Below are 1,374 nucleotides of genomic sequence, written 5' to 3'. Positions count from 1 at the left end.
GGTCGGAAGTCGTCTTCCGCCGCTCGGCGTCGTTGCCGGGCGCGATGATCGCGTTCCAGTCCAGGTCGTCTGCCAACGGTCCTCGGGTCTCTCGGTCGGGAACTCCGCCTGGGCTCGGTGTGCTGGGCGACGGTGTGGCAGCCGCGTTCAGGCGAGCACTGCGATGGTCCGCAGGTTCAGGGGAGCGTGGCCCCGGGTGGGGCACTGGCCGCACGCTCGTGGTCGAGCGCGTGTTGCAGAATGATAACAGCGGCCGCTTGGTCGATCACGGCGCGGGACTTCTTCGTGTTCTTGCCGGCCTGGTGGAGGCCGCGCTGGGCCGTCACGGTCGAGAGCCGCTCGTCGACCAGGCGCACCGGACGGTGTTCCGCCAGGCGCTCCGCGAACTCCCGGGCGTCCGCCGTGGACGGGGTGTCCCCGCCCGACATCGAGAGCGGCAGCCCGACGACGATCTCGAGGACGTCGTACTCCTGGGCGATCTCGAGGATCCGCCGGACGTCCGTGGCGGCGTGACGGGCGACCGTCTCGACGGGCGTCGCGAGGAGCCCGTCACGGTCGCACACGGCGACCCCGATCCGGGCGCGGCCGACGTCGACGCCGAGCCGGCGCCCGGAACGGATCGCCACGGTCAGGCCGCGAGCCGGTCGGTGACCGCGCGGAGGGCCGCAGGGAGCGCCGACGCGTCGGTGCCACCGCCCTGCGCAAGGTCCGGCTTGCCGCCTCCACCACCACCGAGGACGCCGGCGGCCTCCTTCGCGAGCGGTCCCGCCTGCACACCCGCGGCGCGGGCCGCGTCGTTCGTGGCGACGATCACGACGGGCTTGTCGTTGATCACCGCGCCGAGGACGACCACGGCCGCGCCGTCGCCGAGCTGGCTGCGGACGCCGGTCGCGAGCGCGCGGAGGTCGTCACCGGACTGCAGGCCCTGGACGGACTCCGCCACCACGGTCGTCGCGCCCACCGTGGTCGCCTGCCGGGCGATCGCCGGGACACGCTGCTGCAGGTTCGCCGACTCGAACTCGGCGACGCGCTTCTGCGCCTGACGCAGGTCCTCCATCAGGGACTGCACGCGGGAGGGCAGGTCCTCCCGGGGGGCCTTGAGGGCGCTCGACAGCTGGGACACGATGGTGCGCTCGACCGCGAGGTCACGGAAGCCCTCGAGCCCGACGAGCGCCTCGACGCGACGGTTGGTCGAACCGACGCTCGACTCCCCCACGAGGTTGACGAGGCCGACCTGCGCGCTGGATGCGACGTGCGTGCCACCGCAGAGCTCACGCGACCACGGGCCGCCGATGTCGACCATGCGCACCTCGGAGCCGTACTTCTCACCGAAGAGCGCCTGCGCACCGAGGGACTTCGCCTCGTCGAGCGGCA

Annotated in this window: 2 protein-coding genes; both read right to left on the bottom strand. The window is 72.9% G+C overall.

The features are described 5' to 3' along the window. Positions 1 to 176: 176 nt before the first annotated feature. On the bottom strand, positions 177 to 620 hold the full coding sequence (gene ruvX / locus I5E_RS18960; protein WP_031263196.1) for a Holliday junction resolvase RuvX: 444 nt from the start codon (positions 618 to 620) through the stop codon (positions 177 to 179). A gap of 8 nt (positions 621 to 628) precedes the next feature. After that, positions 629 to 1,374: DHHA1 domain-containing protein (locus tag I5E_RS18955; RefSeq protein WP_031263195.1), on the bottom strand; the 746-nt coding region annotated here is incomplete at its 5' end.

The organism is Curtobacterium sp. B18, from assembly GCF_000333375.1.
GTDB lineage: Bacteria > Actinomycetota > Actinomycetes > Actinomycetales > Microbacteriaceae > Curtobacterium.
Note: the sequence above shows the minus strand (reverse complement) of the source record. Positions and strands in the feature narration are given on the sequence as shown.